This is a genomic window from Helicobacter cetorum (assembly GCF_900198405.1).
GTDB classification, from domain to species: domain Bacteria; phylum Campylobacterota; class Campylobacteria; order Campylobacterales; family Helicobacteraceae; genus Helicobacter; species Helicobacter cetorum_C.
In genome coordinates this window covers 64917-80875 of sequence record NZ_FZMR01000002.1, presented here as the reverse complement: position 1 = coordinate 80875, position 15959 = coordinate 64917, and the positions used below count along the sequence as shown (strand labels likewise).

Annotated in this window: 16 protein-coding genes; 1 reads left to right on the top strand and 15 read right to left on the bottom strand. The window is 34.4% G+C overall.

From position 1 onward, the window contains the following. Positions 1-18: 18 nt before the first annotated feature. The 15 genes from rpiB to C6H25_RS00855 form a co-directional block, all read right to left on the bottom strand. Positions 19-474 (bottom strand): ribose 5-phosphate isomerase B, encoded by a 456-nt coding sequence (gene rpiB, locus C6H25_RS00925; protein WP_104747618.1) that lies wholly within the window; start codon positions 472-474, stop codon positions 19-21. Between the two features lie 39 nt (positions 475-513). Next, complete coding sequence (locus C6H25_RS00920; RefSeq protein WP_104747617.1) at positions 514-1215, bottom strand: site-2 protease family protein; 702 nt, start codon at positions 1213-1215, stop codon at positions 514-516. Positions 1216-1223: 8 nt separating this feature from the next. After that, positions 1224-2114 carry a signal peptidase I gene (gene lepB, locus C6H25_RS00915; RefSeq protein WP_104747616.1) on the bottom strand — a complete coding sequence of 297 codons (891 nt, stop codon included), beginning with the start codon at positions 2112-2114 and terminating at the stop codon, positions 1224-1226. 15 nt (positions 2115-2129) lie between these two features. After that, positions 2130-2996, bottom strand: coding sequence for a bifunctional methylenetetrahydrofolate dehydrogenase/methenyltetrahydrofolate cyclohydrolase FolD (gene folD / locus C6H25_RS00910; RefSeq protein ID WP_104747615.1), 867 nt, complete (start codon positions 2994-2996; stop codon positions 2130-2132). A 73-nt stretch (positions 2997-3069) separates the two neighbouring features. After that, complete coding sequence (mnmH, locus tag C6H25_RS00905) at positions 3070-4089, bottom strand: tRNA 2-selenouridine(34) synthase MnmH (RefSeq protein ID WP_104747614.1); 1020 nt, start codon at positions 4087-4089, stop codon at positions 3070-3072. 3 nt (positions 4090-4092) lie between these two features. Then, the gene (locus C6H25_RS00900) at positions 4093-6141 is read right to left on the bottom strand and encodes an LTA synthase family protein (protein WP_104747613.1); all 2049 of its coding nucleotides are present in this window, start codon (positions 6139-6141) and stop codon (positions 4093-4095) included. 8 nt (positions 6142-6149) lie between these two features. Further along, the gene (locus C6H25_RS00895; RefSeq protein WP_104747612.1) at positions 6150-6692 is read right to left on the bottom strand and encodes a hypothetical protein; all 543 of its coding nucleotides are present in this window, start codon (positions 6690-6692) and stop codon (positions 6150-6152) included. Beyond that, entirely contained in the window at positions 6689-7759 is a 1071-nt protein-coding gene (locus tag C6H25_RS00890; protein WP_418904535.1) for an exo-alpha-sialidase, read from the bottom strand. The genes C6H25_RS00895 and C6H25_RS00890 overlap by 4 nt, the downstream gene beginning before the upstream one ends. Before the next feature lie 38 nt (positions 7760-7797). Next, a complete protein-coding gene (gene pyrC / locus C6H25_RS00885) occupies positions 7798-8811 on the bottom strand; it encodes a dihydroorotase (protein ID WP_104747610.1) in 1014 nt (337 codons plus the stop codon). Between the two features lie 13 nt (positions 8812-8824). Beyond that, the gene (locus C6H25_RS00880) at positions 8825-9745 is read right to left on the bottom strand and encodes an energy transducer TonB (protein ID WP_104747609.1); all 921 of its coding nucleotides are present in this window, start codon (positions 9743-9745) and stop codon (positions 8825-8827) included. Beyond that, complete coding sequence (locus tag C6H25_RS00875; RefSeq protein WP_104747608.1) at positions 9729-10658, bottom strand: hypothetical protein; 930 nt, start codon at positions 10656-10658, stop codon at positions 9729-9731. Before C6H25_RS00875 ends, C6H25_RS00880 begins: the two co-directional genes overlap by 17 nt. After that, positions 10655-11023: a flagellar motor switch protein FliN gene (gene fliN / locus C6H25_RS00870; protein ID WP_104747607.1), complete on the bottom strand. Its 369-nt coding sequence runs from the start codon at positions 11021-11023 to the stop codon at positions 10655-10657. Before fliN ends, C6H25_RS00875 begins: the two co-directional genes overlap by 4 nt. Before the next feature lie 84 nt (positions 11024-11107). Continuing rightward, positions 11108-11758 carry an endonuclease III gene (gene nth / locus C6H25_RS00865; protein ID WP_104747606.1) on the bottom strand — a complete coding sequence of 217 codons (651 nt, stop codon included), beginning with the start codon at positions 11756-11758 and terminating at the stop codon, positions 11108-11110. Next, the gene (locus C6H25_RS00860) at positions 11755-11994 is read right to left on the bottom strand and encodes a FeoA family protein (protein ID WP_104747605.1); all 240 of its coding nucleotides are present in this window, start codon (positions 11992-11994) and stop codon (positions 11755-11757) included. The genes nth and C6H25_RS00860 overlap by 4 nt, the downstream gene beginning before the upstream one ends. A gap of 1 nt (position 11995) precedes the next feature. Beyond that, complete coding sequence (locus tag C6H25_RS00855) at positions 11996-14932, bottom strand: DUF3971 domain-containing protein (protein ID WP_104747604.1); 2937 nt, start codon at positions 14930-14932, stop codon at positions 11996-11998. Here C6H25_RS00855 and mltG point away from each other — a divergent pair. Then, positions 14850-15839 carry an endolytic transglycosylase MltG gene (mltG, locus tag C6H25_RS00850; RefSeq protein ID WP_104747697.1) on the top strand — a complete coding sequence of 330 codons (990 nt, stop codon included), beginning with the start codon at positions 14850-14852 and terminating at the stop codon, positions 15837-15839. The genes C6H25_RS00855 and mltG overlap by 83 nt on opposite strands. Positions 15840-15959: the final 120 nt, after the last annotated feature.

The following is a 15959-nucleotide window of genomic DNA, read 5'->3' as shown; positions in this document are numbered from 1 at the left end:
ATTCTTTTAATTCCTTTTTTAATTTCTATCTATCTTTTGGGTGCGTTCTATATGTCTGCCTCCCTCAAAATCTGTAGAAAAGAAAGCCTCTAAAATGCTCTCTACAACTCCTAAGCCACTAATCCTTTCGCCCAAACACAATACATTAGCGTTATTATGTAAGCGAGTCATTTTAGCCATAAACATGTCTGTGCAAAGGGCTGCTCTAATGCCTTTAAAGCGATTGGCTGACATACTCATGCCAATTCCTGTAGCACACACTAAAATGCCAAAATTATGTTCGCAAGATAAAGTTTTTTCGCAAATAATTTTTGCATAATCAGGGTAGTCTACTCGCTCTTTAGCTAAAAAGGCATGCACCTTAAAATCTCTTTGTTCTAAAAATTGCTTGACAAAAGTTGCAAGCTGATAGCCTGCATGGTCGCTTCCAATAAAAATTTCATGGATAGTTAGAGGAGTTTGTAGGGTATTCATAAAGAAGTCCTTAGTATTAAAGATATGTGTTGAAAATTCTTACCAAGATAGCAAGAAAGAAAATAAAAATCGTGTGGGTGCATGGATAAAAAATTCTGATAACTGAGGGATAAATAAAAATAAGAATACAACTAGCATAGAGTAACGCTCCATTTTAGAAAACCACGCCAATATGCTTGTATTTCCAAAGTGCAAGGCTAAAAAACCAAGTGCTTTTGAGCCATCTAATGGAGGAATAGGGAGGCTATTAAATATCCCTAAGATAATATTATAAAGCATGCCTTGAGCTAAAAAGGTTACCAATATAAGTTGCCAAAGCTTTAAGTTTTCAAGCCCTAAATTGACAACACCAAAACTTTGAAAAACAAAATGTGCTATTAGTGCCAAAACCACTGCCAGAATAAAATTATACATAACGCCCGCTAAACTCACTACTACACAAGCTAAAGCTCCCTTTTTTAATACAATATGGCGTATATCTATAGGAACAGGTTTAGCCCACCCAAATAAAAAGGGGGCTTGAAAAATGAGTAGTAAAGCCGGTAAAAGCACAGAACCCATCATATCCAAATGCCTAATAGGATTTAGGCTCAAGCGTTTAGCATCTTTAGCACTTGTATCGCCAAACAATAAAGCGCTATAACCATGCATGATTTCATGCCCAATAATTGCAATTAACAAAGCAAGAATTTTAACGAGGGTTAAAAGAATGCTTTCTATTGAAAAATCCCACGACGGCATAAAATATCTTAATGGTGCGATATAGGCTGAGGCTTTTGCTGCTCTTTTTTGAGAGCTTTTTCTAAAGCATCTATGGTCTTAAACATGCGTTTCCAACGCACCAAATAGCGTTTTTTAGGATTATTTTCAGCATCAACTTCCAAACTATTTTTTAAGTTAAGACTGAAATAGACAAGCCATGGCGAACCTACAACATTTTTATAAGGAATACTCCCCCAAAAGCGCGAATCGCTAGAATTATCTCTGTTATCGCCTATCATAAAAAACTCATTGGGGTTAATCTTTTTGTAAAAAACGCTTTCGCCATCTACTTGCACAAGTTGCATACTCAAGCTATTACCTCCGCCTTGATTGGCAAGTTGTTCCATTACATTAAAGGTTTCATTATTTTTTTGGTAGTGGATTCCTAGGTGTTTTGGGGCATAGGGGTTTAAAACAAAGGTTTTTCCCATAAATTGTTTGGTTTGAGCGTTAGGAAAATGTTTAGCAATATAGTTTTCATCGCCATCGCTTTCAAAAGGGTACAAATAAAGCCCTTCTTGGGTAAATAGCACCTCATCGCCCCCAACAGCAAAATTTCTTTTAACATAGTAAGATTTTTTTTCATGTGGAGGGATAAAAACAACAATCTCTCCACGCTCAGGGTGCTTGCCCTCTATCAAATGTCCATTATTTTTAAAATCGGGTATTATAGGGAGTTCAATCCATGGGATTTTAGGAATGGGTATGCCATAAGAAAACTTTTTGACAAAAAGCATATCGCCCTCATAAAGTGTGCCAACCATAGAGCGAGAGGGGATAATAAAAGCTTGTGCGACAAAAAAGACTACCAATAAAACAATGATAATTGTTCCAACCCAACTAGAGCAAAACTGATAAAGGGAGCGTAAAAATTTCATATCAATAACTAATCCTTAAAAATTTTGTTGTTTTTGAAAAGCTAACAGAGTGTTTTCTAAGAGTGAGACTATCGTCATAGGCCCTACACCTTTAGGCACAGGAGTGATAAAGCTCGTTTTTTGCTTAGCGTTTTCAAAATCTACATCGCCAACAATATGCCCATTGGTTAAACGATTAATGCCTATATCTACAACGATAGCACTATCTTTAAGCATATCTGCAGTAATTAAATTAGGTTTGCCAACTCCTACGCATACAATATCAGCTTTCTTGGTATAAAGAGAAATATCTTTAGTTAAGATATGACACACACTAATAGTAGCACCAGCATTTAACATAAGCATGCTTAGGGGTTTTCCAATAATATTGCTCGCTCCAATAATGGCTACATCTTTGCCTTTCACATCAATATGATAATGTTCTAAAAGACGCATAACTCCCATAGGGGTGGCTGGTAAAAACGCCTCTTTTTGTGTGCAAACTCTGCCTACATTAAGCGGATGAAAGCCATCTACATCTTTATTTGGGTCAATGGCCTCTAAAACTTCTTTAGAGTCAATATGACTAGGCAAGGGGAGCTGAACTAAAATTCCTGAAATATCGTTACTAGCATTAAAAGTTGCGATAAGCTTTAAAAGCTCTTCTTGGGTAATACTAGCTTCTAAAGTTTGCAAATCAAATTTCATGCCAACCCTTTCGCAAGCTTTCACTTTCATATTGACATAAGTAACGCTCGCAGGGTCTTTGCCCACTAAAATAACAGCTAGTTTAGGGCATTTATTAGAATTTGAGGTAATGGTATGGATTTTATTTTTCAAGTCTTCTTCTATAGAACAAGCCAATGCTTGTCCATCTAATAAAACACAGCCCTTATCTGCCATATCGGCTATCCTTTAAATACGATTAAAATTAAAACGGACTTATTTTAGCAAAAATTACTCTTTTAGCCAAAATTTATTGATGAGTGTTTTGCAAGATGTCTGCTTTGATAGCTAGAATTTCTTTGGCTGTTTGTTCTAAAGTATGAAAAGTAATGCTATAAGAGCTAGGGGATTTTTTATAAACTAAATCATAGTATTTGGTGGTTAGAATCTCAGCGATTTTTTCTAAATCTCTATGTTCCCAAAGGCGTTTTAAATCTTCAAAAATAGCTTTAGTGGTGTAGGGCTTAATGGTTGTTATTGCCTCTTTAAAAACGCTATCTTTTAGGTTGGAATACATGCTAACTAGGCGTTTAATGCGGTGTTCTAAGGGGGCGTTAACAAAAATAGTATGAACGGAATGCTGATAGGCACTAAAAATAGAATTAGGGATAACCAAGCCTCCAAGGGCTTTTGGCTCTTTTTCTATCAATAAAAGCGGTTCATGTTTTTTAGAGTGCAATTCGTAATATAGAAGGTTTTCAAACATTTTTTGCGTGGGGCGTTTGGCGTTTGTAGGGTTGCCAAAGCTAGAGCCATAATGCTTGGCTAATCTTTCTAAATCAATGCTCCACGAAGAAAAATACTCTATTAATTCTGTTTTTCCACAACCGGTTAGCCCGTCTAAAACGATTAATGGTTTTACAAAAGGTTTTTTAAATTCATTTAAGACTATGTTGCGATAGGTTTTATAGCCCCCTTCAAATTTTTGCACTTGAAAGCCCACTTCTTCTAAAATAATGCCAAGTGCTGAACTGCGTTTACCCCCTCTAGCGCAATAAACTAAAAGCTTGTTTTTAAGGTGTAGTGCGGTAGTGGGGTCATTAAGGCTTTTTTCTAAAAATTGTGCGATATTTCTGCATGCTATGCTTGAGCCTAAAATGCGTGCTTTTAGGGGCGATTCTTGTTTATAAATTGTGCCTACAAGCGCGTGTTCTTCATTGCTAAAAACCGGAAAATTTAAAGCGTTAGGAATGTGAGATTCTTCAAATTCTTTAGGAGTTCTTGCATCTAAAATAACATCAAAAGGTTCTAAGGTTTGAGTAGTATTCATTATTTAGGGCTTTTTAGGAATGTCTTGCCCTTGATAGAGTAAATACCAGCTAATAGCTCTCATGTATTCTAGTTGCTGATAGAGCTTTGGAGCGGTTATTTTATCTTCTTTTAAGGGTTGTTGGTTATTTAGGTAGCGGAAGTTAAAAGAGGGGCTATAAAAATAATTTTTTGTAGCAATCGCTTCAAAGCCAAGAGCATAATTAGGGTGGCTTTTTGGATTTGCAATATTATTAGAAAATAAAGGCTTGCCAAAACTTACGAATTTAAAATCTTTAGGAGCGACTAATTCTATAATGGTTGGGGCGATGTCTAGATGAGAGCCAACTTCACTAATCATTTTAGGTTTTAAGGTGGGGGCATAGAGAATGAGGGGGATAGATTTGATAGTATAAAGGTCATTTTTAGCGTATTCATAGCTCCTATCAAAATGGTCTCCTGTAATGATAAAAAGCGAGTTTGGGAATTTTTGACTTGCTTTTTTAATAAAATTTACCACCACTTTATCATACCAATAGACATGCCCTAAAAAATTAGCGTTGGGTAAGTTCTCAGATTTTGGGGTTTGTTCTACAAAATGCTGAATTTTTTCTATTGGCACATCAAAAGCTTTAAGATTCACATTTCTAGTTACATGATTACTTAAAGTCATCACCATGCTGAAAGTTTTTTCATTAGGGTTTGTATTATCTATAATATAATCAAATAAAATATTGTCATGCACACCCCAATTACTCTCTATGGGTTTGGGGTAGGGCTTATTTTTAGCGTATTCTAGTAAGTGGGTGTTGAAATAGAGCGCATCAAAGCCTTGTTTTTTAGTGAAACTATCTAGTTTATTCCAAATGCCACTACCGGCATAATAAAAATTATTTTTAAAGCCTAAGTTTTTCATTTGAACGCCAATAGCTGTAGGAAAGCTAGGCATAGCAACCCCAGAGTTTACTAGATTGTTATCGTTGATATAGGGTAAGCCCGTGATTTGCACATCTAGGCTTTTAACGGTGCGTGGAGCACTCTCAATAAAAGTAGGGAGCATATAGCCATGTTCTTCTTTGGCTAAATTTTGTAACGCACTTGTTAGCCCTATGCTATCAAACTTTTTATCAAAATGCCATGAGCTTAGAGATTCTGAAATGATGTAAAAAACATGCTCAATTTTTTGATTAGAATTATTATAACTTGTTTGAGTTAGTAACTCATAGAGATTATAAGGGGGGTTAGCTTGTGTGTTAAAATAGCTTTGAATGACTTCTAATAAAGGGGTTTTGGTAAAATCGCTTAGCTTGAGATTATGACTGCGTCTGTAGTTTCGCACCACTAGATAAAAGCTACGGAAAGCCCCCGGAGTGATTTTGCGTAAAAATGGGTCTTTGACCGGTTCAAGATGAAAATCTAAAGACGCGCCAACAAAGCTAAATTGGGCATTAATATAAAGCATCATGCAAAGCGAAAAGCTTAAAAATAAGCCAAGGGTTTTTGAAACTTTTATATTGCTTGCATTAAAGAAAGTGTTTAAAAAGGTCATTTTTGAAAAAAGAATTTTTTGGAGCTTGAGATAGATAAAAAAGACTACCCCTAAAAGCCCCAAAAAGAGTATAAAGCTAGAGATAATAGGGTATTCCCCACTTAATCCCATGCTCAAAAGTGTGAGTTTGTCTTCAAATAACACTTCTAGTAAATTTTCATCAAAGACATTGCCATAAATGCCATAATAGACTATATTAGCTATGTTAAAAAATAGGGCAAGACCCAAAGAAAAACAAGCAAAAAAATTAAGGGTTTTATTTTGGCGTTGAGGATTGAATAGTGAGAAAAGCCCCACCACCATAAAAATAATCGCCATAGTTGCCACGACACGATTATCGTATTTACCCCCATCTAGTAAGACCTTTATTATATCGCCTAAACTAGCCTCTTGCAAAGCTTTTTTGTAAAAACCGGTATAAAGGATAAAGCCTATACGATTAAAAACAAACAACAAGCTCATAAAAAAGGTGAAATAAAAACCTTTTAAAAAGAGTTGGGATAAAGGGTGTAATAAAGTTTTCATAGGATTTATTATAACCTTTTTTTATAACAATATAAAAGATTTAAGCAAGAGATAAGGAATAAGGGGGCATCAAATAAGGTATCTAAGAGTTGCAAATTGGTTGAGAATATATAGCTAAGGAGTGCTAAAAGGGCTAAAAAGCCTAGCAAGGAATTACTTAAAAATAAGAACGCACAAAAAATTCCTGCAAAACCTACCGAAATATAAAAGTGATGATAGATTGAAAAAGATAAAAAACCTAAAATATCGCTTAATAATAGTAGGCTAAAACACGCAATGATAAGATTAGAATAGAAATTATCTAAAGGAGCTTTTTTAAAGAGATTGAAAAAAAATCCTACATAAGCGAATATTATAAGCGTGCTAAAAGTGCTTAAAGGAGATATAAAGCTTAATGCCCATTGGTTTAAGGATAAATGGTAGATAATGGGGATATTGCTGAGTATCAAAATAAAAACAGAAAAGAAAAATTTAATCTTAAAAGCTTGGTTTTTAAAAAAAGAAAGCATAAGAGCGAGCCATACGAGCGAAAAAGAAAGGGCAGAAGTCATGGGTGTGTGTAAGAAAGCGAATTGAGATAGGCTAAATTAAAGCGGATATGGCGAATCATTTTGCGGTTATAAGTGTAGGTAATGTCTATAAAATCATCATTAATGATTGAGCTTGGGTAACTCACTTCTTCGCTCTTGTCTAAAACGCTTAGAGTATGAAAGGTGCTTGGGTTTGTTAATTGTGAAAGCAATAATTCTTGACGGCGTAAAGAAGGGTTGTCTGGATTATGGATTAGATAAAGCGTTTGATTAAGGTTGAATAAATTTAGTGAATCGTCTAAATTTTTAAGGTTTGTGGTTATTGGGGGTTGCCATTTTTTAAAGGAAGTGCAAGTTTGCAACATCAATGAATCAAAAAAATTATGGTTTCTAAAAGCCATTATGGCACAATTTTTAAAAGGTGTGATTGAGGGTTGTAATTGGTGGTTGAGCGAATTGGGGCGTAAAAGTTGCACAGGCTTGGCTAAAGCGTCAAATTTTAATAACAAAGGGTATTGAGTGGCTAACTCATGATAGAGTGGTAGCACAAAACCGCCATCAGTGGTGTTTAAGGGTTTGGTTCTTACTAAATGGCTCAAATTTAAAAAAGGGCTTAAATGAAGACTTCTTATAAATTGAAAAGGTTTATCAATAGAGAGGCTTTCAAGTTGGTAGATTTTAGAAGTTGCCCATCCGCCCATGCTCACTCCTACTACAAACAATATGATTTTATTTTGATGCCAAAAGAGTAGGGGATTTCCTAGTTTTTTAATGTATTCATGGGTTTTTTGTGAGAGTAATTCTCTAGTTAAAAGGGTAAAAGCTTTGCTCCATTGATTAGTTTTAAAATCATAAAGATTAGCGCTAATTTTAACATCTTTTGCCCCCTCTCTAGTCCCACTAAAATATGCTACTAGGAGCGTTTGATTAGGTAAGCTTATAAGAGAGCTTGCATGCACCATTAAAGCCTCTTTAGGCTTAGGTATATCAAGTTTTGAAAAATAGGGTGTGCTTTGAGCAGATATATTTTCATTATGTATAAAGGCGTAATTAGGGTTTTTATGCCAATAAACAATGATGACTAGCACGCTTAAAAGCGTTAAAAAAAACGCTAGATTTTTAAGCGTTAAGAAATGCTTTGAATCTTCCAAGAAAGCGTTTCGCCTCCCCTTAAAATAGAGATTTGTTTATCATTAGTATGTGTGGGAACTTTAAAAGGCTCTTTAGTTAAAAGAACTTGTTTTTTAGGTAAGTTTTTTAACCCATAGATAAATTTAGCGTTATCACTCACAAAAGCTTGTAAATTATCTAAAGCGTTGTGTCGCTCAAAAAGTTCGCATAATGCAGGGAGTAAAATGGGTGCAGAAAAAATCCCAGCTGGAGCTTTATTGCTGTGTTTTTTAGAAACTAAGTGTGGAGCGCTATCAGAGCCAAAAGAGACTTTTTTATGTGCTTTTAATGAAAGGGCCAAAAGAGCGTTTTGGTCTTCTTTGGTTTTAATGAGAGGTTTGCAAAAGCAATGTGGATTTAAGGCTTGACCTAGTAAATCGTCTAAAGTCATGCTTAAGTGGTGCAATGTTAAGGTTGCATAAAGGTTTTTATGTTTTTCTAATAAATCAATGCTACGCCTATCGCTTAAATGCTCTAAAATGATTTTAAGCTTAGGAAAAGTGGTAGCAAAGGTTTCTATCGTGCTATGGCATAAAAACTCTCTATCCATACAAAAACCCTCTTGTTCTGCATGAATACAAAGGATAAAATCTAATTTTTGGGCGTTTTCTAAGATTTCTAGGGTTTTTTCACTGAGTAAATTAGAAGTGCCACTTTGAGCGTTTGTTGTCATGCCTTTAGGATAGAGTTTTAAAAGTCTAATACCTTGATCTTTAGCGTTTTGTAGTTCGCTCAAACTCAAATCATCATTAAAATACAAACTCATTAAAGGCTTAAAGTTTTGACAATTTTCTAAAATCTCTTTTTCATAATCAAGTGTAATTTGAGTATCAATAAGGGGCTTAGTGAGATTTGGCATAATCACAGCAGAGCTAAAAGGCTCGCTAGAGTAATTTAATACTGCTTTTAAAATCTCTCCCTCACGCACATGCAAATGAGCGTCTATTGGGTCATTTAAAGTTAAATGCAAAGCTCCCCCCTTTTTAGCGATACATAAAATAACGCACTTTAATGCGGATTAAAGTGGTGGTTTTGGGGCGTGGATAATCCTTATAAGCAATTTGAATGGTCTTTAAGGTGTTATCATCTAGCATTTTATATTCAGATCCAATGATAATTTTAAGACCTGTAATATCGCCATTAGGATGCAAGTAAAATTCTACCGCATTCAATCCATCTTGTCCTAAATAAGCCGCAGCTGAGGGGTATTCTAAATATTTTTGTGTGATACGCCCAATTTCACGCAAATTGCTCTTAATAAAATCTTTTTCAGCCGTGCCTAAATCGCCAAATTCTTCGCCATATAAGTCATCAATATCTTTTCTAGTTTGTTGGTCTAGCCCTTTGTTATTGTCATTTCTTGCTTGTTGTGGAGGTGTGGTCTCTGTAGGCAAGAAAGAGAGTTTGTTGGGGTCAAACTTTTTCTCAACAGGTTTTTTCTCAATAGGTTTTTTCTCAACCTTTTTTTCTACTTTTTCAATTTTTTTCTCTTCTACTTTTTCTACTTTCTTAAGTGCTTTATGGTGAGTAGGTTTTGGCTTAGGCTTAGGCTTGGGTTTTGGCTTAGGCTTGGGTTGAGGCTTTGGTGGGGTAGGAGGCGTGGGCGGAGTTGGTGGAGTAGGGGGTTGTTTAGGACCAGATAGCGTTGGCTTTGGAGCTCCGGGTTGGTTCTTGCTTGGGTCTTGTGAATGCCCTCTTTTTAAAACAAGCAAATTGCTAGGGTCGACTTTAACTAACTTTTTGTTGCTTGGACCAAGTATTTTAGCACTATACTGAAAAAGAAAATAAATCAGTGCATGCAATAATAAAGACAAGAGCAAAGAGAAGAAAAAATTCCTATTAGAATAATCAACAGGGTCAAAATTACGCCCTAATTTAGGCTGTGGCTTAGAAATATCTGGCATATAAATTTCCTAATTTTGAATTCTTAACATTAAGTTCAGCTTCTTTAATAAGAGCTTCTTTAGACGGCTTGAGACTGACCTTTCCTAAAAGTAAGCTATGTTTGTCGCTAAGTAGCACGAGATAGCGTTCCCATTCTATATCTATAGAAATAATTTTATGGCGTGCATCAATTTGTTTTATAGTATTTATCTCTAGTTTAGCCCCTTTACTTAAGGGTAACTTTTCAGTAATAAACTTTTTTCTAACAAAATATAGAGTAATTAACAAGACAACAATCACGCCTAGAACCTTATACGCTTGATGGCTTAAATCTAAAGGGTTTTTTAATCCAAGCGCATTCAAAGGACTTTCCACTCGCACTTCTTTGGGCGAAAGCGTTGGGGTTAGCTCTTTTGTTATTGACTCTTTATTTTCTGTGTTAAGTGTCGTTTGAGAGTTGTGAGAGATTATGCTAAAACCTTTAGGCACAAATACAAAGCGCACTTGTTTAGAATCCTTGCTTTTGAGTGCTTGAATTTCTAAATCTAAGGGACTTTTAGCCTTTTGAGACAAGAGATACAAATCATTTTGATAAGAAAAAATTTCCAAAGATTTTAGAGAGGCTAGAGAAAATTCCATAGTCTTTTTAGAGTCAATACTCACGCCCTTTAGCACGATAACCTTTTGCCCCTCAGCATCTACAATTTTGGGGGTTTTATCTATGGGTTTTTCAAAGCTAAGTGTGGTTTGCACAGCTTTTAAAAGAAGTGGGGGTTTAGAGCTTGTGGAGTTAGTGAAATTAGGTTGAATGTCTATAAGAGTGTTTTGCCAATCAACAAGTTTAATAGGAGTATTATCTTGTAAGGTTAATGGCTTTGTCTCTTCAGCAAACAGCATAAAAAAAGCACTCAATAGCAAGGATAAAATTCTCATGAATTTTTAGCTAAGTAATATACAATGGCGTTAGAATCAAGAATTTCATTCAAACGAATCGCTAAGTTACGCTCAAATACCATGACCTCGCCCTTGCCTATAACACGCCCATTTACAAAGGTATCCACACTCTCCCCAGCTGGCTTTTGCAAATCAATGACAGAGCCTTTTTCAAAGCGTAAGATTTGTAAAAGAGGGATTTGTGTAGAACCTAACTCCGCACTAAACACCACTTCCATATCCAATAAACCTTTATAGTCATGGATTAGTTCTTCTAAATAAGTGGAAAGCTCAAGCTCTTTTTCTTTATGAGCTTTTTCTCTCTCTATGACTTCTAATCTACTGACCTCTGATTTTTCTGGCATGGAAATTTACTTCTTTCAAGATTTATAATTTACTCTGACTCTAAAGCTTAATGATACTATAATTCTTGCAATAAATCAAAGCTATTAAGCTTTAAAACTTTTCTTAGAAACGCAAAATTCTTGCAAAAAACATTTTTCACACAGCGGATTTTTAGCCCTACAAGTATAACGCCCAAATAAAATGAATGCATGATGAAGTTTAGAAAGTTCTGTTTCAAAAAGTTCATTCAAGTCATTTTCAGTTTTTATAGGTGTATTAGCCTTGCTTAGCCCCAAGCGGTGTGAGGTGCGAAACACATGAGTATCTACTGCCATATAATTAGCGTTAAAACACACTGATAGCACCACATTAGCGGTTTTTTGTCCCACGCCATTTAAGCTCATCAATTCTTTTTGGGTTGAAGGGATTATCCCTTTAAAATCTCTCACTACTTTTTGCGCCATTTTAATTAAATGTTCGCTTTTATTATTGAAGTAAGAAATAGATTTAATGATTTCTTTAACTTCTTCTAAAGGAGCTAGGGCTAAATCTTGCACGCTTGGATAGGTTTCAAAAAGTTTTGGCGTTATGCTATTAACCCTAGCGTCTGTGCATTGCGCGCTTAAAATGGTAGCCACTAGCAATTCATAGGGGTTTTTATGATGTAATTCTGTGGTTAAATTTGGATAATGGGCTAAAAGTAATTCCTTGATTTTTAAGGCTTTTTGGTAGCGTTTAGTGCGTTTTAAGCTCATTTTAAATTCTCTAGAGGTTTAACAATAAGACATTTAGCCTCATGAACTCTTAAAGCCACTTGAATATGATTGATTTTAATAGAAAGCGTAGCTTTTTGCATAGAATGGTGCAATAAAGTGCAAACTACTCCATTAAAAATACCAAAAGATAAAAAGCGTTTTTTTAATCCTTCATCGCAGTTAGTAATTTCTATAATTTCGTATTGTTGGTTTTTTTGAGCCTCGTTTAAAGTCATTTTACTTCCTTTCTTTTTCTCTAATATTCTTTTTGATTTCTTCTACAATCACATCAATGGGTGTAAAAATACGGCGTAGAATTTTTAAGGGGGCTTGGGCAATGTCTTTTGCTAGAGTAACTTTAGTAGTAGGATTATCTAGCGTGCCTTTCACACTCACATTAGTAGAGATTTTTCCATTTTTACCTAAGATGAGATACCCCACAATAGGGATATTACTGATAACATTGCTTAAAGCTTTGATAGTAGAAACTTCTAAATTTAAATCTAGTTTGTTTCTGTCTAGTTCTATGATGCCATTGCCTACAATATCTAAGGTTTTTCCAACGAGATTGATTTGTTCTAGTCCTAAATATTGTTTAGTAACTCCAAAAACAATGGAACCTTTTTTAATGTCATAGCCATTCGCTCCTAGATGAGGGTTTCTAAAAACAATAAGCGAAGGAATAGTGTTGATAAGATTGACCATATTTTGCATGAGAGCGAAATTTTTTAAGCTTGTATTTTGAACTTTTAATTCGCCATTAAAAACTTGGTCTTTAAAGGTTCCAATAAGAGTGTATAGCCCCCCTTCTACAAAATCTTTTTGTAAGACTGAGTTGATAAAATCCCCACTAAAATTATGGGCTTTAAGATACAAAGCTCCATGCACTAAGTCTGCAAAAATCATGCCATTTTTATAATTACCATCTACTTTTACTCTATTATCTTGAGCGACTATGTCAAGGTTTTCTAAAGGGATAGGCATTTTTTTATACACTAAAACAATGTCTTTAGCTTGAATATGTGTCGCTATAGGAATAATTTTACGAGCTTTTTCATAGCGTTGTTTAGCAGCTATGAAAATGTCTTCATCATGGATTTCTTTTGGCGTGGGCTTTTCTCTACGCTCTTTTGAGAGCAATTTAACAATGGCTGGCATTTTGCTATCTAAAAATTCATCAATATTAAAATCAATATTATTGATGACAATATCCTTTTGGTCTCCTTTTATCATTACAGACACATTTTTATTGGGAGTATAAACATAAATTTCATCTTTATTGATAGAGCCAAGCAAGGAAAGCATATTGATATGCGAGCCGTCGGCGCGATAAGCGGGCAAATCTACTTTCAAGTCTTTAGCTAAAAAATCAATATTTAAAAAATCGCTTGTAGAGACCTCTAAAGAGCCATCTTCTAAAGTGAAATAATTCATAATGGGGGAGTAGGGCTTGATTTTTTTCAAATCCTTGAGTCTAAAGATATAAGCATTATTTTTAAATTCACCCTCCAATAACAATTCAGGGACATTCCATTGCATATGTGTTGGGTCAGAAAAATCAAAGCTTAAAGAAAGGCTTTTAAGGGTATCTTGCGTAGCATAAAACACATTCTTGCTGAATTTATCTTCGCTTTGAGCTTTAATGGTGTCTATGATTTTTCTTCTAAAAATGGCTGAATTTTCGCCTGCTTGAATAATGGAGTGCAAGCTTTTTAAATCTAAGGCAAAACTAGGTCTTATATCATCTTCAGCATTGCTTAAGCTATAAGAACGCATGTTGATATTGTTATTAGTATTAAGCTGTATTTTATGAACTTGAGATTCAATAGAAAGCTTTTTTTTGTGAATATCCAAAGCGATTTTAGCGTCTAGGTCTAACATGTTTTCATAGCGAGTGTGGATAGTATCTATATAGATGTATTGGTATTCTGGAGTAATATCTAAATCAATATCAGCACTCTGTGTGTAAAGGGGGATATTGTAAAGTAAAAAGCTCCCTTCTTGTAATTCTACATTGCCTTGCACGCTAAAAAGGGGTGGCATGTTCTTTAAAAATTGCAAAGTTAGTTTTAAATCAGCGCTTGATGGGGTGCTGATTTTATCTAAAGGCAGAGTGATTTTATATGCACTCAATAAGTCTTTAATCGTATCGCCATAATAATCAGGCTTAGTTCTTAGAAAGATTTCTAGTTTAGATGCTGTTAGCATGTTAGATAAAATAGCGTTAGAGCCGGCTAAGTCCATAGTTTCATAAGTGATTTTTTGAGGCTCTATTAGCAGTTGTTTGTCTTTAAGAACAAGTTCAGCTTTGTTGATTTTAATTGGCGATAAACCATCATTAAATAATATGGAAGAATTAGTAATAGTCGCTTTTACATAGGAGTTTTCTAAAAGTGAGGGGAGAAGTTTATTTTTAGCTAAATTGGCTTTAATTAAGGCATTTTCAATTTTAAGGCTAGAGAATTGAATTTTGTCAAAAATCCATGTTTTTAAAGTCTTTTGAGATTGTTTTTGGAAAAGAGGTTTTAAAAAGGCAATGCTTTTCATTTTTGAGGTATTGGCTTTTAATTCTATGGTTTTTAAATCGGTTAGCCCTTGTAAATAGAGCGTAGCACTTGGTTCATCTAAAGGCTTAACGATAAAATGAAAAGCCATTTTTTTAGCTTTAGGTGAATAGTGTGCGCTTCCATCTACTTGAATTTTAATGTCTTTAAAAAGCAATTCAATGATTTTAAGTTTGATATTTTTACTATCCTCTAGGGAAAATTCGCCTCTAACTCCGGGAAATTCTAATTCATATTTATGCCCATCAAAAAAAATGCGAGCTTTATTTTTAGCATCTAAAATGATTTCTTTAATTTTAAATTTTTCAAAATATGAAACTGCCCAAATGCCATAGCGAATGCTTTTGATTAAGTCATTCACATCTAAGTGGTGGTCGCCATCTGATTTTTTATTTAAAAGAGAGGATAAGTCAATGCTATTGATATTTAAAGAAAGTTTATTATCAAGCTTTAGATATAATTCTGAAATACCAAGTTTGCCGATTTTTAAATTCTGTATATGGAGACCATTAGAAAGGGTTTTATGTATGACACATAAGAGAGTAAGCACCACTACAAAAAGAATAACTACATTAAATACCTTTTTAGATGCGTGCTTTCTTTTCTTCATTTCCATTCTTTTTTATCTAAGTATACCAATTTATTCCAAGAAAATCATCGTTGTTCCTTCAGGTTCTTTAAATAAAGTGTTGCATTCTTTGCAAGCTAGTGGCATAGATGTGAATGGACTAGATAAGGTGCTGTTAAAAATCTTTGGTTCGCCTAAAAAGGGCTACATTGATATGGGGGCTAATGTTTTAAGAAAAGGGGATTTTTTAGCCCGTTTGGTTGAGGGAAAAATGGCAAGTAAAAATATCACGCTAATTCCCGGAGAAACCCGCTACTTTTTTACCCAAGCGTTGAGTTCCGCTTACAATATAGAAGTAGAACTTCTAAATATGGCATATGAAAGCATTGCACCACGATTAAATGGGCATGTTTTAGAAGATGGTGTCATTTTTCCTAACACCTATAGTTTACTTTTAGGACAAGATGCTAATCAAATTATGCAGACTTTAGTTAAGCAGTCTATGAAAAAACATGAAAGTTTGAGTAAAGAATGGCTTGGATACTACCATAAAGAAGAGTGGTTTGAAAAAATCATTCTAGCTTCTATTGTGCAAAAAGAAGCTGCCAATATTGAAGAAATGCCTATTATTGCAAGCGTGATTTTTAATCGCTTGAAAAAGAATATGCCCTTGCAAATGGATGGGGCTTTGAATTACCAAGAGTTTTCTCATACTAAAATTACCAAAGAACGAGTGCAACAAGACAATACCCCCTATAATACCTATAAATTTAAGGGGTTGCCTAAAAATCCTGTAGGAAGTGTGAGTATAGAGGCTATTAGGGCGGTTGTTTTTCCTAAAGAGACTAATTTTTTGTATTTTGTAAAAATGCCTAACAAAAAGCATGCTTTTAGTGCGACCTATAAAGAGCATTTGAATAATATTAAGATTTCTAATAATCATTTTTAATTTTAAAATTTAGATTAAAAGTTTCTTTTTTTATTATCTTTGAAAAAAAGTGTTAAGTATTTTCACATTTTAATTTTCTGTTCTTATTATTAAATAATTTTAGAATTTATTTAACAAGCC